Below are 21605 nucleotides of genomic sequence, written 5' to 3'. Positions count from 1 at the left end.
TAAATGAACAAGGAGGAAATAATTATGCAAAAGAGTTCTGCGATTCGCAAGTTCAAAACGATTGGTCTGGCATCATTGCTAAGTCTTGTTTTGTTCGCTCTCCCCGCTTCAGCTGCTTGGAATGATACATACACGGGTTACGCTACCTATACCGGATCTGGCTACTCAGGAGGAGCATTACTACTTGATCCCATCCCTTCCGATGCCAAAATTACGGCTCTTAACCGCACACAATTGAATTATAACGGAATCAAAGCCGCATTGGCAGGAGCATATCTCGAAGTACAAGGCCCCAAAGGGAAAACAACAGTCTATGTAACCGATATTTATCCTGAAGGCCCAAGCGGTGCGCTTGACCTGTCCCCGAATGCTTTTAACCAAATTGGCAATCAAATTGATGGAAAAATCAATATCTCATGGAAAGTCGTCAAAGCTCCAGTTAATGGCAACGTCTCCTACCGCATTAAAGAAGGCAGCAGCCGGTGGTGGGCAGCTATTCAGGTACGCAATCATAAATATCCAGTTTTGAAGCTGGAAGTCCAACAAAATGGACAATGGCTCAATCTCGAAAAACAGGACTACAACCACTTTCTTGGTACGAACTTAGGGAATCAGCCTCTTAAAATCAGGATTACAGACATTCGCGGTGTGGTGCTGAACGATACCCTCCCGGCTCTAGCAGAAAATGGCACAGGCGATGCCTATATTGTCAAAGGTAATGTGCAATTCCCTGACTGATTGAAGATATCTTCTCACAGCTTGAGTCCTGTCAGGCACAAATGGGCGCTTCCTACCCATGTGCTGTCCAATTCGTGACAGGCTTTATGTAATCCCCAGGCTGGGAACCGACGCAAGCGATTTTGCGTATCGGGTTCCTGGCCTTTTTACGAAAAAATCATTATTTTTCATAAAAAATTAGTTTGTTCACTGTCCTGTTCACAGGAAGGCACGTATAATGAATACATAAATAGGGTTTATTTTGGCTATATGCAAATAGACAGGAGACCTGCGTACATGAGCAATTTCAAAAAGCATCACAAGCTTCACAGCAAATTGCTGATCAGTATCACGTTATGTATTACACTGACGTTGCTGGTATCTACCACGGTGTATTATTTTTATTATATTCGGGTGGAGAAGGAGCAGGCATTCGAAGCCAATCACAGTAGCCTGGCACTGAGAAGCAGAGAGGTCATTAACATGACATCCATCGCCCAATCGTTGGCCTTTCAAATGTACCGCAGCAGTACCCTGTCCAAGTTGTTGTATTATCCCAAACCCAATGTATATGATGAAACCGCTGCCATGTCTGAGCTGAACAATTATCTCAATTCTATGCCGTACATTGAATCCATCTATGTATATAATCCGAAAAGCGACACCTTCTACATTGCATCCTCGCGGGGGCAAAACGGGTTATTCAGCAAAAAAGAACTGGCTGATACGGATATTATACGCGTGCTGGATCATTATCAGGATTATAAGCCGTTTACACCCATCCCACGCACCTATCCGTTGCTGTCTGCGTCCGATTCGGTGGCCGGAGCAGATCAAGCCAGCACAGACATTACAGCCTATACGTATTTATGCTATGACGCTATCAACTCGAACGAAGCGATGAATTCGGCTGTGATCGTCAATGTATCTGCGACCTGGATGAACAAGGAAATGGCGACGAATCCGACATCAGGTGGAGCGGCTTATATTTTGGATGATCAGGGCAGACTTTTATCCGGCGCGACGCTGGCAGACGAATCCTTGAACGAGAAAGAACTGCTATGGCTGCACACCCGAGTCAAAAAACAGGAAACAGGATATTTTGTAGAAGATTTTCACGGTAAAAGATCACTCATTTCTTATACCTCCCAGGACGGACTGGGTTGGCAGTATATTAGTGTCACTCCGTATGAAAGCGTTATCAAAATGGCGAGTGTTATTCGCAATGCGATGCTGCTGATTGCCGTTGTCATTGCATTGGCAGGGTTTGTGGCTTCCTGGCTACTGTCCAGAATGCTGTATACCCCCATCGGGCAGATTGTTGTCCATATGAATTCACTCGAATCAGAGAAACGAAACAGCATGTATACGATCCGGCAAAACATTTTACGGAATATTATTCGGGGGGTCCATTTGCTTCCTGCTGGAGAGGAACCGGAGCGGTTGCGTGAGCTTGGAATTACATTCCAGTTCGACAAAGACTATCGACTGGTGCTGCTGCGAATAGATGAATATGCCCGTTGGCAAAGCGAACGCGGTCCTGACCTGTTGCCCTATAAGTTTGCCATGATGAATATCGCTTCTGAAATATGCGGGCAGACGTACCAGGTGGAAGCCGTTGATATCGACGAAGACAGCGTCCTATTGATGCTCAACATTCTTGATCCTGCGGAGCATACAGATACCGTGCTGCTGGAAACCTTATTGCGCCAAATACGCGAAGCTTGCCTTGAGTATTTAAAGCTGAGCGTATCGCTAACCTATAGCGCCATCGCAAGCCAGTCGGAACGGCTTCATCTGTTGTACCGTCAGGTACAGGAAGCGTCCATGCACCGATTTTTTCAAGGGCACGGCTGTATCATTGATGCGCAGAACACCATTGAGGCACATGCTCAAAATGCCTACGTATACGCGTCGGAAAAGGAGAAAAAATTGCTCGACACGCTGTTATCTGGTCATACGGAGGATGCTCATGGCATGTTCAAGGACTTACTGATGCATATGGAAAAATATTCGTTTTCCGTCGTGCAGGTGGCCATATCCCGGCTGATGATGAGTGTGAATCATGCCATTCAGCATATGAGTGAACGTAATGGGTTTGCTCCCGAATCTATACCTGAATTGCCGTCCGCAGATCAGTTGGAGACGGCCCTGGAGCTTATCGAGCAATATCAATTGGTCTTTGATCATGTACGCTCCAGCCTATTGGAAAAACGAAACACGAAACAAGAACGGCTGGTACGGCAAATTAATGAGCGAATAGAGCAAGCCTATGCTGATCCGGATTTTTGCCTCAACCAGATCGCTGAAGAGCTGGATATGTCGCCGATCTATGTCAGCAGACTATACAAGCAACAAACTATGTCTACCATCGTGGATGTCATTCAACAGCTGCGCATTCGCAAAGCCTGCGAGCTGCTGGAGCAAACCGACTGGTCGGTAGCTGACGTGGCAGAACAAACCGGATTTGCGAGCAGCTCTTATTTTCACCGCATGTTCAAACGTAGCTTGGGCGTGACGCCGACAGATTTTCGCCGTTCTAAAGCTAATGCGCAGTAAGTGAGGCGTAGTTAGTTAGATGTTCTACGCGACCGCTCCGAGAACGGAACGTTGCTCCCATCGCTGTTGTCTCCGGATTTTTGAATTGCCGCTTAGCGGTATAAATCCGAAGACAAAGGCGACCGCTGACGCTTGTACGCAATCGTTCCGCCCTCTCCGCTGCTTAGCGATTAACTTCTACAAACTTATCAAAGATAAACACATGCCTTCGGACACCACCTTCGTCAATCCCTCCAAAAATAAGCGGACACTAAAAAAGCAAGCCTCCAACTTTCTGGAGACTTGCTTTTCTTCTTTATATCATAACTCTTCATGTTACAACTGTTCAAATCTCTTTGCCTTGCCTAATTACTTAATGTTCTTCTCCTTCACGTAGGCTTCCCATTGCTTGGTATATTCCGTCTGGATTTTCTCCAGTCCAGCCTGGTTTGCCTTTTGCAAGAAGGTCTGCAATCCTTGATCCACATTATCAATCAGTCCAGCTTGGAGCGGATACAGGTATTGCTTTTCAACCTGCTCCAAAGCCGCTTTTTCGGCTTGATAGGTCGTATAATCCTCTGCAAAGCCGGTAAACACGTCAGGCTTCTGGATTTTATCCAGCTCAGCAAAAATCTTCTTCACCCGGTCAAAGCCTGAATCAAACAGCATGTATTCCGGGTTACGCCAAGCCCAGCTATTCATACCTTCCCGTGAAAAGCCGTTCGTGCTGCCGCTACCGATCATTTGATAGTAACCGTCTTTGACTTCATAGTTTTTGCCCTCAATACCGTATTGCGTGAGCAGGTTATAGCGTTTGTCCGTGACAAGCTTTTCATAGAAAGCTAATGCGCGCGCAGGGTTAGGACTGCTTTTTGGAATCGCAAAGCCGTTATGAATCGGATGCACTGGAGTTGCATACCCCGTCGTCAGCGGGAACGGATAGTAATCCAGCTTCCAGTCCGGATGAGACGCTTTGAGCTTAATCACCATGTCATTAAAACGGGTCGGATTGTCACCGAAAATACTCGCTGCTTTACCGGAAGTCACCTGATCCTGAAGCGTATCCTTTACGTTCAATACGTTTTTAGGGATAAATCCTTTGTCGGCCCAGCGTTTGTAGGTACTCAGCTCTTCTTTTTGCTCATCTGAACCCCAATATTTATAAACCTCTGTCGGCTTTTCATATTTAATACCAATGCCGTAAGGCAGAGCACCCACACTCTTCGTCACCAATTCGGAATAACGGTCATGCAGGTTCCCTTTGATATCACTGTTCAGGGAGATGGGTTTCATGCTAGTCTCATGCTGACGGATACCATCCATATAAGCCTCGTAGCTTTTTATATCCGTAGGTTTAGGCAGATTGTACTTCTCGCGCAAATCCTCGCGCCATACAAATCCATTAGTTACATACTCCTTGTATGTGCCAGGCACAGTGTAGATTTTGCCTCCGATTTTAACGCCATCCCACATCTCCTGAGGCACAAATTTTCGCAAGGCAGGTGCCGCCTTCGGCAGCAGATCATCGAGTGGCAGGAATGCGCCTTTCTTGGCATACGCCTGATACTGCGTCCAGTCTGCGGTAAAGATCAGGTCAATCGGCTGGCCGGAAGACAACAGCAGCTTATACTTTTGATCCCAGTCCGTCCACGTCGTATAGTTAAATTTGACGGTGGCATTCAAATCTTTTTCCGCCAATTTATTGATTTCAGTCTCAATAGCAGGTAAATCCTTAGGAGCATCACCCAGCATATAAAATTGCAGTTGTACCTTTTGGGTTTTATCGTCCTCTCCGCTTGCCTTTTGTGCGCTGTTTCCGCTACCGCCTCCACATCCGGCTAATAGCGCCATGATAACCATAACTGCAATCAGGATGGACATGCGTTGCTTTCTTTTCTTTGTAAATGTCATGTGAATCCTCCTTTTGAAGTGGTTGCTGGTTTTAATAAAACGCTTACAATATATGTTGTCAGAATGGCACAACGTCAGCACGTCATGCCATCTTTAAACCAATGAGTGTCCACTTTAGCCTTTTACAGCACCAATGGTCAAGCCCTTGACAAAATAACGCTGAATGAAAGGATACAGCAGTAAAATCGGCCCAGTGACCACGATCGCCATTGCCATTTTGGTCGATTCGGTCGGCATATCGTTGGAGAGTGAAACGCCGGTACCTGCCCCCATTTGGGCGATAAACTGCATCGAGTTGATTACATTATACAAATAATATTGCAGTTGGTATTTATGCGGATCATTAATAAAGAGTGAAGAAGAGAACCAGTCATTCCAATACGCCAGAGCCAGAAACAACCCCACCGTGGCAATGCCCGGTGTAGACAAGGGCAGCACAATCCGATAGTAGATTTTAAAATCACCCGCACCGTCAATTTTAGCAGACTCAAACAGCTCTTCCGGCATAGACGAACGAATGAAATTTTTCATCAAAATGATCAGAAACGGAGTCATCAGCCCCGGGAAAATAAGCACCGTATACGTATCCAGCAGTCCTAAATACTTCGTCAACATAATGTACCAGGGTACCAAGCCGCCCCCAAACAACGTTGTAAAGTAAATATAGAACGAAAATGCGTTCCGGTATTTAAAATCTTTACGCGCCAGCACATATCCCGCCATCGTCATCAGGAACAGGCCCAACGTCGTACCTACTACAGTTGTAAAAATGGTCACACCGTACGCCCTCAGCACCTCTTCAGGAAAGGTGAACACCGTCCGGTATCCTTCCAGCGAAAATTCCTGTGGAATAAAATGATATCCATCTCTGATAATCGACTCATTACTGGTCAATGATGCCGAAATAATAAGTAGAAATGGCAGTAAACAAGCAATAGAAGCAATAATGATTACCGCATAAGAAATAATCTGAAAAATTCGGGTGTATACATCCTCTTTGATCGCCATCCGTTTGGGTCCTCCTTTCTAGAACAAGGCATATTCGTCGTTCAACTTGCGAATGATGTAGTTCACGGTCATGATCAGCACGAAGCCGAACAAGGACTGGTACACGCCTGCCGCCGAAGCCATGCCCACATCAAAGGTTACTTTCAGCGAACGGTACACGTAAGTGTCCAAAATATCCGTTGTATTGTACAGCACCCCATTATTGCCGATTAATTGATAGAACAGGTCGAACTGTCCCTTCATAATACTGCCGAGCGCGAACAGCAGCAGCACGACAAACGTCGATTTGAGCATAGGCACGGTAATGTACCAGATCCGCTGAAAAATGTTGGCCCCGTCCATTTTCGCCGCCTCATAATACTCGTCGCTAATGCCTGTAATGGCCGCCAGATAAATCACCATACTGTAGCCGAGATTTTTCCACAGGTAGAACAGGATGATCAGGAAAATCCATACCCACGGCTTGTTGTATACATCCACGCGTTCACCGCCAAATTGCAGCAGCAGCGTGTTTAGAAAACCGTTGTCATAATTAAATATGTTGTACACGATGACGCTTAGAATAACGAAAGAAACAAAATAGGGTAGGAACATCACAGATTGAGCTATCTTTTTAAAATAACGGCCACGCAGCTCATTCAGCAAAATCGCGCACACAATCGCCAGCACGTTGCCGAGTAAAATAAATGCTGCGTTGTATCCGACCGTATTCAATGTCAGTTTGGTCAGCGTGCCGGATTGCCATAAAAACTGAAAATTCTGGAGTCCGACGAACTTGGCATCGAACAAGCTGGTATTGAAGTCAAACTGGGTAAATGCATAATAGATACCCACCATAGGAATGTAAGAGTTAATGAAGAAAAAGATCAAGGTCGGCAGCAACATGAGAAATAATATCCGATTGCGGATCAGTTCATGGAAAAATCCGTTTTTCCTGCCGCTTGCCAGCCTCCTCCCGTTCAGACGGGAATCTGTCGTAAGCATAGCAGAACTCTTAGGCACAGGCTGATTCAATGTGAGTCACTTCCCCTCTGTATACGTTACCGACAGCATGGTTTGCAGCACCGTTGTCGTATGCCTTTATTTTATGTAAGCGTATTCAAAATGAAAAGTGAAGCCTTGCATGCTTCATGAACAAAGGAGTGTACAGGAGAGTGAACAATTCGGATATTTGTGAAGTATTGTGTGATATCAGGCGCCTGATAGACGCCCGAAACCCACTTACAAAGCATAATTGAACGTTTGAGGCTGTCCTTCACTATCATGTAGCTCGAAGCGCAGTTCACCGTCATTTTTGTTCTGACCGATAAACTTAATACCATCTTCCCTGAATCCGTTCAGTTGCTCAGGAGCTAATTGAAGCAACTCATACACCAACAATGACTGGTGGGTTTTAAGATTAAATAATATTAAAAAGCCCTCATCATTCGATCTGGCAAGAATAAATCCCTCGCCCATGCCTTCCACCGCAAAGCTGTCCTTCAAACGACCGGAAAGCTTCCCCATATTCCATGTTTCTTTTACAGAACCATTAGCGTCAATCAGACGAACGGTCTGTCCATCGTTCATGACTGCTTTACCATTATAAAGCTTGATATTGTTGGCATTAAAATTCCAATAATGAGCCTTTGCCTGACGAAGTACCTTTCCTTTCTGGACGAACAGCGTATAAAAATCGTCATTAATCATGGGCTCCCCATACGCTTGCCATACCGTAACCAAATCTGCATCCTCCGTAACCTTGGTTGAAATGATTTTCGTCATGTCAAAATAATCTTCTTTCAATTTGATATTTGTTGGACTGAGCGCGCGGATACGGCCGCCATCCTTTTTACGGTACAATACCCCGCTGCTTGCATCCAGCAAATAGCCTTTACTTTCCTCCGATTCCCCAACCAACTGAGGATAGCTTATGCTAGCCATTCGTTCGTTTTTCTTCCATTCCAGCTTGCCTCCGACCACATCACTGATAAATGCCAGAGGAACATAAAGCGTTCCACGAATGCTACTGGCTGAAACGTCGTAAGTAACCTTCCTGTTATGTACAAAACCTATATTGGAGTTAGCCTTTATTCGACCGGAACCCAGACTGGCTATACCATTGGTGAGTGAAAGCGTCTGTGTTTTGGGGTCATAGTCCGTGGCTATTCCTGGCAGAGCAGCATCTGTAATAGGAATCATGACCTGTCCCTTGTTAATGAATGGCTCTCCTTTGGGAAACGACATTATATTTCCGTTAAAATAAACACGGACACTTGCAGTTTCCTGACCTTGCTTCACAGATGCAAAAGTTCCCGCTGCCTGAGCAAACTCTCCATCGTTCAGTCCCATTGCCACACTTGCCAATAAAACAAATGCAACTATTATCCGCTTGTCAGGCTTATACCGTTTGACATTTTGAAGCTGGATCATGCTTGAACCCCTCCCTAAAGATCAAATTCGTTTCAGCCGAACCCGTTTCATTCTTCCTGAAATTCGCCGGACAGGTGTTAAAATCCTCTAAAAAAGGACCCTGCTACCTGCGCAGAGTCCTTGCTTGTACCATATCCTATTTTCAAGCTTGCTGTACTACTCTCGCTCTGCGATTCACCAAATAAATGCTAAGCCCAATTAATACCAGACCGATCAGCAGGAAAGCCGTAATCGCTTCGCGCAGCACCAAAGAGCTGACAAACACCGAAATAACGGGCACCAAAAAGGTATAAGACGCGACTTTACTCGCATCCCCTGAGTTGACCAGTGTGAAATACAGCAGCCATGAAAGTGAAATTCCCAGCACAATGCCGAATACCAGCCCTGACACATAAGGAACATTCCATACGATGTCTGACCAGCTTTCCGTCACTGTTCCGGCTCCTGTCAACACGATGCCTCCCAGTGTGCATTGAAATGCGACCAGCCACAATGAATCCACGCGCTGGTTTACCCTTTTCACGTAGACGGTACCCAATGCCCAACTCACGGCTGTAATAATAGCGATCACTACACCTGCCACAGCCACATGTCCCGAAAATCCTCCGACACTGACAGCTGCAACGCCCAAAAATCCGATGACCAAACCTGTCACCTTAAGTCCGGACATCGCTTCACCCAGCCACATCCATGCAAAAATGCCGACCAATACAGGCTGAAGATATACCAGCACAGAAAACAGGCCGGATGGTACGTACATCAGTCCCACCGTTTGCAGACCGTAAAACAGTACCACGTTAAAAACACCCGAAATGGCGTAGACACGCCAGTTCTCTTTCCAACGGATACGTTTCCATCTTGGCAGTAAAATCGCTCCTAACAGCAGACCTCCCAGCAACGTGCGCAATCCTGCAAACAAAAGTGGAGGCGTAAACTGCAACGCTACTTTATAGATGGGCCAAGATATGCCCCATAATACAACCAGCAGCGCGATCATCAAGATCCGTTTGGCTGTCGTTAACTCTTTCATGCTGCTTTCGCTCCTCTATGCAAAAAAATGACTAGACTTCATATTTTACGCCTATAGGACGAGTTTATCAAACAAAAAATATGTATTGGTAAGCACGACTCCAGACAGAGGAATCCGGTCATTTGCCTATGTTACAATATACCAAACCAAAAAGAAAAATAGAGATTGAAGGATAGGAGGATGTCTGCACTTGATTTATATCATCAAATTTTTATACAGCTTCGTGCTGCCTCCCGGTTTATTTATCCTCGTGATGGTTGGGCTTGTGATCTGGCTGTGGAGGCGTGCGCGTAAACCTGCTTTCGTTCTACTCGTTGTCACACTACTGCTGTATGGCTCCTCCACCAATTGGGTCGGGGATTTGCTGATCAGCAGTCTGGAAAAACAGTACCCGCAGCCTCATGCCGTGCAAGGCGATATTATCGTTGTGCTTGGCGGCGGAGCTACAGAGGGAACACCTGATATCAACGGACAAGGTAATCTGCTGGGTTCAGCGGCCAATCGCCTGCTCACTGCGGTACGGTTGCACGAAGCAACAGGCTTACCTATTCTGTTTTCCGGTGGACAGGTATTTGGCGACAGTGGCAACGAAGCGAATATTGCCCAAAGACAACTTCTGGGACTCGGTATTCCCGCAAAAGATATTTTGATCGAAAACCGTTCCCTGAACACGCAGCAAAATGCCGTCTATACATCCCAGATTTTGAAGCAGCATCAGCTCACCAAACCCATTTTGGTAACCTCCGCCTTCCATATGCCACGTGCGGCGCTGGAATTTCAGCGTGCAGGCATGCAGGCTGTACCTTATCCGACCGACTATCTGGCAAGTGAAAATCTGTCACTGTATGCCGCCAAGCTCTCCCCGTCTGCCGGAGCCATGGCTACTACTGGAACAGCTCTCAAGGAGTATCTGGGGATTCTTGCGTTGAAGCTTAAGTAGCCCTTGGTATGTATCTAGCGCGTAGGTACCACATCACAAACAAGCGCCTTGGCAGCCTGCAGGTATAAGATAAGCCTGTAGACTACCAAGACGCTTGATTTTACCATGAGTCTTTCTTTCATGAGTACTGTGAAAGTTCAAAACCTGTATTTTATCCTACTTTCATGTCTCCGAACCCACTACATATCCTCATGCAGGAAAATTTCCGATATTTGTTCCTCCGATATCACCTTGAAGCCTTCCTTCTTCAGCAACGCCGATGTCACACCATTACCCGCTATTTTCCGGTTTTCAAATGACCCGTTATAAATGGCGGCTGATCCGCAGGATGGACTGTTTTCTTTTAAAACAATAAGTGTAGCGTTAATCTCCTTAGCTATGTTCAAAGCTTCGTATGCACCTTTAATGTACATCTCACTGACATCGTTGTCCGAGGACTCCACCACCTTGGCTTTACCGTTCAGTACATCCTCCCCCGTCCCGCCTACAATTTCAGCAGGCGGTCTTGGCGTCATAAAGCCCCCCAACAGTTCAGGACAGATGGTCATAGCCTTCTTTTCCTCTACCAACTTCTGAATATGTACGTCCAAGCTATCCGTCCCGTTATACCGGACCTTCATCCCTGCCAAACAAGAACTTACCAAAATCATCTGCTTCCACCTCAGGTCCATTGCTTTTCACAACTTAAGTCATTTAAGTATAATCAAATTTTCTCATAGAGTCATCGTACGAAAAATAAAACTTCCTTCTTCCATATCAATCATGGTGCTTCTTCTACCGTATGACATTAAAAATGAAGAAAGCCAAGCCGTCCCGTAAAGTAGGGATAACTCCGCTTGATTTAAGATAGCCAAAACGGTTCTTCCTGCACCAATATAATGAACGTTTAAATTTTAGACCTCACTAACTCACTATAAATTTAACCCGTGTTCCATCCGGATAATCTTCCAACTGATGACTTACCCATGATCCTGCGCCACGATTATCACTAGGGCTTATATAACTTTCTATCCCCATAAATTGTTGCGGAGCAGTTTTCGGAGTACAGGCACGGATGGGCACCTGCCCACATACAATAAACAGATCACAAGCCCGGTAAGGTACCATAAACCGGTAAGTTCGCAACTACCTCAGGAGGTGTCAACCGTGCCCGGACTATTTAGCGCTATCGCTTTGTTCATCAAGGAATTGACGCTACTCGTCTCTTACGTGAAAAACAATGCCTTTCCGCAGCCATTGACTGAGAAAGAGGAAGCCCGACACCTGAAGCTGTTTGCCGAAGGCAACGCGCAATCCCGCAACACACTAATTGAACACAACCTCCGATTAGTGGCTCATATTGTGAAAAAGTTTGATAACACCGGTGAAGATTTGGAGGACCTTATATCCATCGGCACCATCGGACTGATCAAAGCCATTGAAAGCTTTCAGACCGGGAAAGGTACAAAGCTGGCAACATTTGCAGCCCGTTGTATAGAAAACGAAATTCTGATGCATCTTCGCTCACTGAAAAAAACACGTAAAGACGTGTCTCTCCACGATCCTATCGGGACGGACAAAGAGGGTAACGAGATTACTTTGATTGATATCCTCGGCACCGAGGCGGACGATATTGTGGATAAGGTACAGCTCAAAATAGAGAAGAGTAAAATCTATCGTAACCTGGATATTTTGGATGAGCGTGAAAAAGAGGTGGTTATTGGTCGATTCGGCCTGGAAGCCGGAGGTGAAGAACGTACACAGCGGGAAATCGCCAGAGAGCTGGGGATTTCGCGTTCGTATGTGTCCCGCATTGAAAAGCGTGCATTAATGAAGCTGTACCATGAATTTTACAAGCAGAAGGGGTAATGGATAAGGAGATATATGAAGCCACTTGAGGCCCTTAACAGGGCCTTTTAGGTCTTTTTCATAATTCAATTACTTGCTTCCTTTCAGTTATTCTCTCTATCCTTACTTGTATTTCATTTTCTAGTTCATTAATTCGATTCCGAGTCTTTGTTCAAATGATCTCCAAAAAGGATCTTCTTCTGACCAGCGAACAGCATACGCTTGTCTTTTGTCCTTATCAACATGCTCTGTACTCGTACACCGTTTTTTTCGCTTCAATAATAACTATTTTGCTATGTATTTTCATTTAAAACGCAAATAAAAGCCTGTAGTGGTTTTCTACACTACAGGCTAAAAATGCTTGATATTATTGGGTATTTTTACTTCGTCAGGACAAGCTCCTCCGCTAGTTGGCTCTCTTGGATTGAATTTATTTTCCTACATACTCATCCAAAAAGCGATCTACTCTTTTGAAATATTCAGTAGGGTAATGGTTGATGGCATCGATGTGCTCCGTATTTTGCGGGTACCATACTTCTGCTTTTGGGTTATCTTTTAAGGACTCGTAAATAATTTCTGTATTTTTATAACTAATTTGCTGATCTCCAGTACCATGAATGAGCATAACTGGCTTGTCTTGCATCTTTTTTACCGCATCCATAGGAGATATGGAATCAAGATCAACCTTAAAGGCCCAATTTGCCATCCATGTCGATGTATAACTGAATGGAAACGCAGGTAAACCTGAAAAGAAGGGCAAACCCTCTCTCAGAAATAGACCAGCATTACGAAAAGGACTATCCGCAATTACGGCTTTGATGTCATCACTTTCACTTGCAGCTAGCAAAGAAGTAGCAGCACCCATTGAAAAGCCGATAACTCCAATATTATCACCCGTATGGTTTCTGGATTTTAAATAGCTTACAGCTCCTAGCAAATCGTATTTTTCATTGAGGCCCAGTGTAATCAAATCACCATCGGATTTACCTTGCGAGCTGAGGTCAAATGCCAATACATTGTAGCCTTTCGGAACGAAATGCTCTACTAACTTTGGGGTCCGCCCTTTGACTAAACGATTGCTCGTATATCCATGGACGACAATAATCGTCTTATTACTTGCTTTACCAGAAAGACCACTTGCAGGGAAGAAGGAACCTCTAATCGTATTATCATTTTTCAAACTCTTGAACTCGACCTCTTCGTAGGGAGTTTTATCGATATTCAATTCGTAGCTGACATTAGTGTCTCTAGGATGGTGCAACAAGGTGTCTACTACTTTATAAGATATAAAAAATACAAGAGCCATCACAAGCAAAAGCACGATCCCTAGGCTCCATAAAATTTTCTTCCGTTTTTTCACACGAACGTTAAATGTCAGATCGGGTTGTAATGATGTTTGACTCATTCAGACTCCTCCAGTTTTTCTTTAGGTTGTATGGGTGCAAACAAATAAAAGGCATGCCCCTTCAGATTTTCCCACTCAGGATGATGAATAATACTTTCTCCAAGAGTTAAGCCCACTCCATTTAAGAAAGAGATATAGGCACGAGAGATCATTGCTGGAGAAAAGCTTTTGTTGAATTCTCCCATTAACTGTCCCTTGGCATAGACGCATTCGATCGCATCTGTCATTACCTTTATACTTTCAAGGACCTTCTGTGTAAGTTCAGGGAATCTTATTCGTTGTCCTAAGACAGATTGAACAAGCCGCAATTCATTTATATAGAAGTAGATATGGTTGAATTGTTCTGCCACCATGTTCTTAATCAATACGCCCGGCGTCCCCTCTTGTTGTAGACAAGCAAGCGATTTCGCCTGAATATCAGCAAGCGGCTCAAGGACAGCGGCGTAGTATAAAGCTTCTTTGCTAGGGAAATATTGAAAAATGGTTCCAGGAGTCACTCCCACACTCTGCGCAATAATAGCCGTTGTGGTATTAGAATATCCACTTTCTGCGAACAGGACAACAGCTTCTTCTAGGATACGTTTACGCCGCTCCAGTCTTTTTTCTTCATTGATGGGTCTTGCCAAATGTATTCCCCTCTCTTTAAATTAAACTTTAATTAATTAAATGATTGATTATTTAATTAATAATATATCTTAAATTACGACTTATAGCAAGAGTGAATTTATCTTACTTACGAGCAGGATGAACCTCAACATATAAAAATAAGCCGGAGTGCTGCCCAACATGCGCCTCCGGCTTGTTTATATCAGGTTATTTTGGATGAGCGTGAAAAAGAAGTGGTTATTGGTCGATTTGGACTGGAAACCGGAGGAGAAGAACGTACGCAGCGGGAAATCGCCAAAGAGCTGGGGATTTCGCGTTCGTATGTATCCCGAATTGAGAAGCGTGCGTTAATGAAGCTGTACCATGAACTTTACAAGCAGAAGGGGTAAAAGGTGTTAAACACAAATATATGAACTGCTTGAGGGCCCAATCAGGGGCCTTTTTCGTAATTATATCGTTTAAACTCTATATTATAAAACCATTTGAACAATTGTTCCATTTTAATGTTAGAAATAAACACAGGTTTGCTTATACTGTATGTGTCGTCATCAACAGCATTCTAGCCATAACTGTATATACAGCCTTGCGCTCATTTGCGAATTGAAGCAATCAAGTGCTATATCTAACCCGGGTTTACTTCAGTCCATTTGAAGCTATGTAGACGACAATCTCTACCTGTTGATGAGTATTGACGTGTTTATTCTGGCAGTCGCAATATGTATTTTATATTAGGGAATACATTTATTGAGAGGTTCATATGAATATAAATGATAACTTCAACAATATTAAACAATTTAACTAATGGAGGAAATCCAACATGACAAAATTTAGTCAGAATCCAAACGATTATTCTTTTTCAATTGATCCTGTCGTTATAACAGAAGAAAATGTTTCGACAAATGGTGATTCCAAAAATACTTTTCCAAAAAATGTTTTAGTCGATAATAATCTGTCTTGGGAAAGCAGCTTAAGCGGTAGAGGTGGAGAAATCATTTTCAAATTAGATGAAGGCAAAACGATTAATGATATCCTCTTGGCTCAGCCAACCTTTAAAGCTTTTATCCTAACGTTTTCTCTTCATGGTTCAAACGACGGAGAAAATTGGTTTAGATTAGGTGAAGTAGAAGCTGTGCCCACTACTGCAAAAACGACTTACCAATTTAGCAATGAGATTCCTTTTCAATATTATAAAATAACTGTACTTTCATCTGGCCTGAATAATACAACAACCTATTATGGTGTACGATATATTCAGTTAAGAACCGCTTTAATCAATGGCGTTCCAGCCTATAGAAATTCCAATTTAAATCCCGCTATAGTAGAATAAAAATCAATGTGAGCATCTATACCACTCAAGATCGCTATTCCGGGCTCAACCCTAATCAATCTTGCTGCATCAAGTCCTCTATGTAAATACACAAAAAAGGGGCTGGCTAATGCCACCCCCTTCTTTTTATTGAATTTTTTGAATCATGTTATAAATCATTTCAGCCGCTTCGGCACGTGTGATTTCCTGTTTTGCACGGAAGCTTCCATCTGGATATCCTTGTACTAAATTAATTTCGGTTAGACCAAGTACATCTTCTCTGGCCCATTCCACAATTTGAGAGGCATCTGAGTAGATATTGCTTTCTTGTTGTGGCGTAGCCTTGATAACGTTGTTCACCATTTTAGCCGCCTGCTCCCGGTTAATAACGCGATCTGGAGCAAATACCTTATTACTAAATCCACGAGCGACCTGATCTTTAATCGCTGTTTTTAGTAGATCAACATACCACGCTGATGGATTGATATCCTCGAAGCTTAAAGCCATATCCGTTTCGAGCGGTAATTTCAGGGAACGGACGAGCATCGAAGTGAACTCCATACGTGTTACAGGTCTGCTCGGCTCAAAAAGGGTTTGGGTCATACCCTTCACTACCCCCAAATCTGCAAGGGCATTAATCTTATCTTTATTGAATGCCCGCTCAATGTCACTAAAGCGATTGGGCTTCGCCTCGACTGAAGGTGCTTGAATGATTGCTGTTTCAGTCAACTCCTCTACATCGGGCTGAATCGGCTTGATGATCCCCCCACCTCCTGCTCCACCGCCTGAGGCTGAGGCTCCAGTACTCCCTGTTGTTTTACCGTTCGCTTGTTTTGCAATGGTACGCTTTCCTTGGCTGTTTTCTGCCCAAAGCTGAACAGCATACGATTGTTTCTCTTTAAGTTGACTCCAAATAAAGCTTCGATCCTTACCACGATATAGTTCCATTTGTCCTTCACTGGTGAGCACAAAAATATCATTTTTGTGTTCTGACTCCCAATGGATCATAAACTCGCTATTGGTCGTTTCTGTTTTCGAAAATGCAAATTCTGGAGACGGTAACGTTTCTACCTCACCTTCTGTCTGTTTACCTTCACCGCTTGTATTAATCGGTTTGACGGTAATACGATACACCGTGGAGCTGTCCAAGCCATCTACTTTAAAATTAGAGTTGGCCGTATGACCGATAAGCAGCCCATTTTGGTATACATGGTAGGTATCCGCACCAGGAGCTTCTTTCCACGTAACTACCAGATCGGTATCTGTTACATCTTTAAATGTCAACTCATGATCTGGTATTTGGCCTGGGAGCGCACGATACGTAAATGGAGTCCACTCACCTGCGCCCGTTGTATTGACAGCTTGAATGCCGAACGAGTAAATCGTACCGGGTTGGATACCTGAAAGCTTAATACTAGTATCCTGAGTGTCCAAGATTTCACCAGTATCTTTCCGAATTACAGCATATTGATAAGCATTTTTGGTTTCATCCCAGTTCAGCAAAATCTGGCCATTCCCTAGCTCTGTGACTTTGACGTTTTGCACTTGAGGTGGAAGCGTAAGCAGTTCTCCCCGCACGGGCTGACTGAACCCGCTACTATTACCGCTGCTCACCTGAAAATCGTATTTTTGTCCACCTTCTAATCCGGATACGACTACACGTGGTTCAGTGCTGTAATAATCCTGGCTATTGATTGATACTTTATATTTGGTCGCCCCATCGACTGGGTCCCAAACAATCGCGGCATCATGTTCCCGAACCTCTACCGCTATAAGACGTACAACCGATGTGGGTAGTGTTAACGCGTTGATAGTCGTATCTCCGCCTATACCACTTCGATTGTAGGCTCGGATTCGAATATTTGCATTCCTACCTGCGGGCAATCCATCAAAAGTATAGGCATAGCTTCCTCGGGGAATCCGTACATCTGGCTCATCATTAACATTCAAGATGTATCCGTCAGCCCCTTGTACATCTTGCCAATCTACACTAACAGAATATACATCATTCTTCACACTAGCCAGCGTAGTTACCCGATCAGGCAATGTGATGACCCTCAAATGTGCATAATCTCCAAAGCCCGTTGCATTTTCAGCTGAAATGGAATAATCATACTCCGTTCCTGCCTGAATTCCCTGATCAGCGAATTCAGTATACACATCCTTATAAACAGATGCTTTGTCCCGCTCCAGAGCATAGTATGTCGCCGTGATTACACGATTCCATTGTAAGTCGATTCCATCGTCCTTCACGGTTACATTTTGGAATCCACTTGGGCTATCTGGCAGGCTTAAAAAAGACACATGCTTGGCCGCACCCTCTCCACTGGCATTCATAGCTGATACAGAAACATCGTAAAATTCTCCCGGTTTCATCCCCGTAATTGGATTATACACATCCTGTGTAACAGTATCCTTAAATATGACTTCCCCCGTACTAACATCCGTTGCTGTAATCTTATAGTTGTCAGCTGAAAGCACTGGCGTAAAATCAGCCATGATTTGTGCTGAATTACGAGAAATGGTTCGTAATCGGATCTGATCCGGGGCATCAGGTAACGTTAACACACGAACTCGATTGGAATAAGCATTGCCTCCCACGTGATTACCGGAACGCACTTCATATTCGTATTGACGCCCTCCCTGTAGCCCTTTGTCTGTAAAAGAATTTGTCGGATGCGTAACATCCCAAATCTCATTCGTAGTTAAATTTCGGATGGTATAGACGTAACCATCATCAAGGCCCGATGGAAGAGTCCATTGCAGATCGACCTCTGTATTTCGTACGGATGACGCAGAAAGCTCAGCCGGCTGAGGCTGCTTCTGAATGCGAAGTGCTCTGCTGACCGTTTCAGAAATGTTACCCGCCTGATCTTTAACCTTAGCATGAACATACCATTCACCTTCATTTGAAAGGTTAATCTGAATTCCTGTATCGGCAGCTGTATCCCAATGTTCGGGTACATCAGGGCTGTTCGTGATTTTATACTGCATCGTTGTTGGTTCGATCCCCGAATGCTGGTCAGCGTATCGTATCCCCACCTGAATATTCGTATCCTTCCATTCACGGGAATCTGGTGTCAGCTGGATCGTAGGGGGTTCCAAATCAACATAAGATGTTGCGGACACCGGATCACTCCGATTTCCAGCTGCATCCACAGCTTGAGCAGTCACTTTTACGATGCCAGAACTATTTAATACTCCCGATGAACCAGGAACATAATTACCAGAGCCCATTTGATATTCGTAATGCACTGCTGAAATATCCGTTCCACCCGAAATAGCAAATTGTACTGGCTTATTGGTGTATCGGGTGGGCATCGTCACCTCGGAAAATGTAACTTCCGGGGGCGTTGGCTTGGTTCGATCAATCATGACCGATTGAGTCACGATTGGACTAGGCACGTCCAGATTATTGATTGTTCGTGCTGATAATTCGTACAGCCCTTCCGCGTTTAATGTAAAAACGCCATTGTATGTCTGCCACTCCCCTGCTGAACTCAAACGGTACTGCGTCATCTTAATCCCATTTACAGGATCACTTCCTGAATCAATGGCAATATTCACATTGTTGATCGTTGGACCCACCTCGCTAGCCCTGATGGCGGGAGCAGTCGGTCCCTTTTTATCAATAGTGACTTCCTTGCTTACTTCTTGGCTCACATTACCCACATTGTCTATGGAGCGGGCATAAATCGTGCTTTTACCATCTTTATTAACATGGAATGCTCCACCATAATCTTGCCAACCTTGATTAATAACGCCCGTCACGCGAAATTGTGTATGAGCCAGCCCAGAATAGTCGTCCGCTCCTGGCTGCAATGTAATGGTATAGTCATTACTGTTGCCCGTTGCACTTATGATCGGTGGCGTCGGCGGCATTTTGTCTATCCTGACATTCCCGGAAGAAAGACCACTGTACTGGTTATTCACGTCTACAGTCCGGGCATAGATTGTATTTACACCATGATCATACACAGTAAAGGGTCCTGTGTACTGTTGAAATGCTCCACCATTTAGGCTGTATTCATAGTATTTCAGCCCTTCAGGCGCCACGTCTCCATTGATCCAAACCGTTACAGGTCCTTTGGTCCATTCCGTACTTGCTTGGCCCTCAGCCCCTGCATTAATCTGGGGTGGTTTAGGCATCAGATCTGATTTGGGAATGACACGGACTCCAAACTTGGATATTTCATTACTAGTCTGTTGGTTAGTACCCATAGCTCTAAAATACCGAATATCTTTTAACGTAATAGAGTCTGTGATCTCTACCCATTTCCCTTGATAAGTGCTACTGGCATAAAATTTTGTGACATCGGTCCATGTATATAAATTTGTTCCATTAGGCTGCCAACTGTTACCCGCTGCTGCATTAGATACAAATATATCAGTATGGTAAGACCCTTCGATATAAACAAAAATCTTATAATCCGATGTCTTAATAGATTTTCCAATATCAACAAAACGGTGTGCAGGCTGCGTAGTACCATCGCATTTATATCTTGCTGAACCCGTACCATTATAAACTTCAGTTGCTCCTATTCCATTTCCTGACCATAGCCCCCAACTGTCACCCCCACCAGGTAAATTATTTTGGCAAAAAGGTCCACCGATGATCTCTTGGGTAGCAGCTGATACCCTCTCTGGAAATATAGGGAGGGCGGTTAACATGATCATTACAGCTAAAAATCCATATACCCACTTGCTATACTTCCTTACCTTTCGCTTATTTCTTGGATACATACATTTCTCCCTTGCTTTATTTTATTTTCAAAGAGTTTTACAAACTCGTTTCGGCCAAAATAGAAAAAGCACCCCAAACGAAGGCGGTTAAGCCTAAGTTTGAGGTGCTTCCTCAAAGTAACGAGTATGTTTTGAAGTTATTATACTTCGTTCTAAACGTAATGTAAACAGCACGACATCATTTAAAATTCATAAATTCTTGTATTCCACATTATTCCACATCTCGGGATCAGCCTTGAAGCCTTAATTAACGTGAATGCCCAAGTTCCGAAAAAAGCCGCGCAAGTTCTGACTGTAAGAGTCCTGTATAGCGGAAGATTCCTTAAGAATATTTTGCATACTGTTCATAAATGCAGACGCTGAAGTCGTATCAGCCTTGTCAAACCGGTTCTCTATTCGCGTGTTATTTAGCAACTCCGCAATCTCTCCTGTACGTTCCTTATATTTCTCAATCCATTTGGGGTTTTGAGGAACCTTTTGTGCAAAATCTATCAGCTGACTCAGTCCATTCCCTCCACCTTTAATGTCATTGATGAACGCAGTATATTTTTGGGGATCAGCCTGCTTCATCACTTCAGACAGTTTGACATAATCCTCAGGGGCACCTAACGGACGGTCTATTGGAGTCGTGTAGTTAATATCTCCGGTCTCCGGATCAGTTGATCGTGTCAAAGCAATAGCCGCTATCTGGTTCATGGTTTCCAAAAACTCTTTGGCCTTGTCACCTTCCATATAGTGGTCTGCAATATACTTGGATTGGGAAACTCCCATCTCCAGTAACACGGTTCGCTGGCTCTCATCTGTTACTGTACCATTGACGATAAAATTGGATTCAATCATACTGTACACCGCGTTGGACACTTCTTCTGGCTGACCTTTTAAAACTCGGTTTAATGAATCGTTGATCTGGGTTGTACCGAAATACTTAGCAGACTGTGATACAATAGCTCCTTCAGCCAGTTGCCTACCGGTTTCGCTAATCTCTACGGAGTCTTGAATAACCAATTCGGAGCGTTTTCCTTCATAAAGCTGGGGGGATTGGGCTTGCTTTGCTTCCGGATTTATCCGCAGGCTACTAGTGTTAATAACGGCTCGTTGCATTCTAAGGGGCTCAAAATTCATTTCATTTCCTCCTGTCATTTGGTAACAGGCACTCTAAGTC

General features: G+C 44.2%; 15 protein-coding genes and 2 pseudogenes. 6 read left to right on the top strand and 11 right to left on the bottom strand.

What is annotated here, in order from left to right; translation table 11 throughout:
* Positions 1–24 precede the first annotated feature (24 nt).
* Both ACQ4MX_RS24145 and ACQ4MX_RS24140 read left to right on the top strand, forming a co-directional pair.
* On the top strand, positions 25–738 hold the full coding sequence (locus tag ACQ4MX_RS24145) for an expansin EXLX1 family cellulose-binding protein (protein WP_431087741.1): 714 nt from the start codon (positions 25–27) through the stop codon (positions 736–738).
* Between the two features lie 276 nt (positions 739–1014).
* Positions 1015–3276 carry a helix-turn-helix domain-containing protein gene (locus ACQ4MX_RS24140; protein ID WP_431087740.1) on the top strand — a complete coding sequence of 754 codons (2262 nt, stop codon included), beginning with the start codon at positions 1015–1017 and terminating at the stop codon, positions 3274–3276.
* A 348-nt stretch (positions 3277–3624) separates the two neighbouring features.
* Here the strand turns inward: ACQ4MX_RS24140 and ACQ4MX_RS24135 are convergent, their stop codons facing one another.
* The 5 genes from ACQ4MX_RS24135 to ACQ4MX_RS24115 form a co-directional block, all read right to left on the bottom strand.
* Positions 3625–5166: an extracellular solute-binding protein gene (locus ACQ4MX_RS24135; protein ID WP_431087739.1), complete on the bottom strand. Its 1542-nt coding sequence runs from the start codon at positions 5164–5166 to the stop codon at positions 3625–3627.
* 114 nt (positions 5167–5280) lie between these two features.
* Positions 5281–6174, bottom strand: a complete 894-nt coding sequence (locus ACQ4MX_RS24130) for a carbohydrate ABC transporter permease (RefSeq protein ID WP_134913395.1) — start codon at positions 6172–6174, stop codon at positions 5281–5283.
* 18 nt (positions 6175–6192) lie between these two features.
* Entirely contained in the window at positions 6193–7188 is a 996-nt protein-coding gene (locus tag ACQ4MX_RS24125; RefSeq protein ID WP_149093911.1) for an ABC transporter permease, read from the bottom strand.
* Between the two features lie 207 nt (positions 7189–7395).
* The gene (locus ACQ4MX_RS24120; protein ID WP_431087737.1) at positions 7396–8586 is read right to left on the bottom strand and encodes a copper amine oxidase N-terminal domain-containing protein; all 1191 of its coding nucleotides are present in this window, start codon (positions 8584–8586) and stop codon (positions 7396–7398) included.
* 142 nt (positions 8587–8728) lie between these two features.
* The gene (locus ACQ4MX_RS24115) at positions 8729–9616 is read right to left on the bottom strand and encodes a DMT family transporter (RefSeq protein ID WP_431087736.1); all 888 of its coding nucleotides are present in this window, start codon (positions 9614–9616) and stop codon (positions 8729–8731) included.
* Positions 9617–9806: 190 nt separating this feature from the next.
* Here ACQ4MX_RS24115 and ACQ4MX_RS24110 point away from each other — a divergent pair, with 190 nt between their 5' ends.
* Entirely contained in the window at positions 9807–10556 is a 750-nt protein-coding gene (locus ACQ4MX_RS24110; protein ID WP_431087735.1) for a YdcF family protein, read from the top strand.
* Between the two features lie 179 nt (positions 10557–10735).
* Here ACQ4MX_RS24110 and ACQ4MX_RS24105 read toward each other — a convergent pair whose 3' ends face one another.
* Entirely contained in the window at positions 10736–11206 is a 471-nt protein-coding gene (locus ACQ4MX_RS24105; RefSeq protein WP_134913391.1) for a DUF523 domain-containing protein, read from the bottom strand.
* Positions 11207–11459: 253 nt separating this feature from the next.
* Positions 11460–11558 (bottom strand): annotated as a pseudogene (locus tag ACQ4MX_RS24100) (sporulation protein); the annotation flags it as partial.
* 144 nt (positions 11559–11702) lie between these two features.
* On the opposite strand from ACQ4MX_RS24100, the gene sigK reads away from it, so the two are divergent.
* Positions 11703–12404, top strand: a complete 702-nt coding sequence (sigK, locus tag ACQ4MX_RS24095) for an RNA polymerase sporulation sigma factor SigK (protein ID WP_014282571.1) — start codon at positions 11703–11705, stop codon at positions 12402–12404.
* A gap of 409 nt (positions 12405–12813) precedes the next feature.
* Here the strand turns inward: sigK and ACQ4MX_RS24090 are convergent, their stop codons facing one another.
* Together ACQ4MX_RS24090 and ACQ4MX_RS24085 are read right to left on the bottom strand one after the other, a co-directional pair.
* Positions 12814–13788, bottom strand: coding sequence for an alpha/beta hydrolase (locus tag ACQ4MX_RS24090; protein WP_431087734.1), 975 nt, complete (start codon positions 13786–13788; stop codon positions 12814–12816).
* Positions 13785–14414 carry a TetR/AcrR family transcriptional regulator gene (locus ACQ4MX_RS24085; RefSeq protein WP_068496096.1) on the bottom strand — a complete coding sequence of 210 codons (630 nt, stop codon included), beginning with the start codon at positions 14412–14414 and terminating at the stop codon, positions 13785–13787. The genes ACQ4MX_RS24090 and ACQ4MX_RS24085 overlap by 4 nt, the downstream gene beginning before the upstream one ends.
* A gap of 189 nt (positions 14415–14603) precedes the next feature.
* Between ACQ4MX_RS24085 and ACQ4MX_RS24080 the strand changes: the two are divergent.
* Positions 14604–14783, top strand: a pseudogene (locus ACQ4MX_RS24080) (sigma factor-like helix-turn-helix DNA-binding protein); the annotation flags it as partial.
* A gap of 428 nt (positions 14784–15211) precedes the next feature.
* Entirely contained in the window at positions 15212–15721 is a 510-nt protein-coding gene (locus tag ACQ4MX_RS24075) for a discoidin domain-containing protein (RefSeq protein ID WP_431087733.1), read from the top strand.
* 126 nt (positions 15722–15847) lie between these two features.
* On the opposite strand, the gene ACQ4MX_RS24070 is transcribed toward ACQ4MX_RS24075, so the two are convergent.
* Both ACQ4MX_RS24070 and ACQ4MX_RS24065 read right to left on the bottom strand, forming a co-directional pair.
* A complete protein-coding gene (locus ACQ4MX_RS24070) occupies positions 15848–20443 on the bottom strand; it encodes a fibronectin type III domain-containing protein (protein WP_431087732.1) in 4596 nt (1531 codons plus the stop codon).
* Between the two features lie 243 nt (positions 20444–20686).
* Positions 20687–21565 (bottom strand): hypothetical protein, encoded by an 879-nt coding sequence (locus ACQ4MX_RS24065; protein ID WP_431087731.1) that lies wholly within the window; start codon positions 21563–21565, stop codon positions 20687–20689.
* Positions 21566–21605 lie beyond the last annotated feature (40 nt).

This window comes from Paenibacillus sp. 8b26 (assembly GCF_050626875.1).
Taxonomy (GTDB): domain Bacteria; phylum Bacillota; class Bacilli; order Paenibacillales; family Paenibacillaceae; genus Paenibacillus.
The sequence above is the reverse complement of the archived record's forward strand: the minus strand, read 5'-3'. Positions and strand labels throughout refer to the sequence as shown.

Excerpts from the sequence above, each read along its gene's own strand:
- ACQ4MX_RS24145 (WP_431087741.1), top strand. The coding sequence starts at position 25 with ATGCAAAAGAGTTCTGCGATTCGCAAGTTCAAAACGATTGGTCTGGCA.
- ACQ4MX_RS24140 (WP_431087740.1), top strand. The coding sequence starts at position 1,015 with ATGAGCAATTTCAAAAAGCATCACAAGCTTCACAGCAAATTGCTGATC.
- ACQ4MX_RS24135 (WP_431087739.1), bottom strand. The coding sequence starts at position 5,166 with ATGACATTTACAAAGAAAAGAAAGCAACGCATGTCCATCCTGATTGCA.
- ACQ4MX_RS24130 (WP_134913395.1), bottom strand. The coding sequence starts at position 6,174 with ATGGCGATCAAAGAGGATGTATACACCCGAATTTTTCAGATTATTTCT.
- ACQ4MX_RS24120 (WP_431087737.1), bottom strand. The coding sequence starts at position 8,586 with ATGATCCAGCTTCAAAATGTCAAACGGTATAAGCCTGACAAGCGGATA.
- ACQ4MX_RS24115 (WP_431087736.1), bottom strand. The coding sequence starts at position 9,616 with ATGAAAGAGTTAACGACAGCCAAACGGATCTTGATGATCGCGCTGCTG.
- ACQ4MX_RS24105 (WP_134913391.1), bottom strand. The coding sequence starts at position 11,206 with ATGATTTTGGTAAGTTCTTGTTTGGCAGGGATGAAGGTCCGGTATAAC.
- ACQ4MX_RS24090 (WP_431087734.1), bottom strand. The coding sequence starts at position 13,788 with ATGAGTCAAACATCATTACAACCCGATCTGACATTTAACGTTCGTGTG.
- ACQ4MX_RS24075 (WP_431087733.1), top strand. The coding sequence starts at position 15,212 with ATGACAAAATTTAGTCAGAATCCAAACGATTATTCTTTTTCAATTGAT.
- ACQ4MX_RS24070 (WP_431087732.1), bottom strand. The coding sequence starts at position 20,443 with ATGTATCCAAGAAATAAGCGAAAGGTAAGGAAGTATAGCAAGTGGGTA.
- ACQ4MX_RS24065 (WP_431087731.1), bottom strand. The coding sequence starts at position 21,565 with ATGAATTTTGAGCCCCTTAGAATGCAACGAGCCGTTATTAACACTAGT.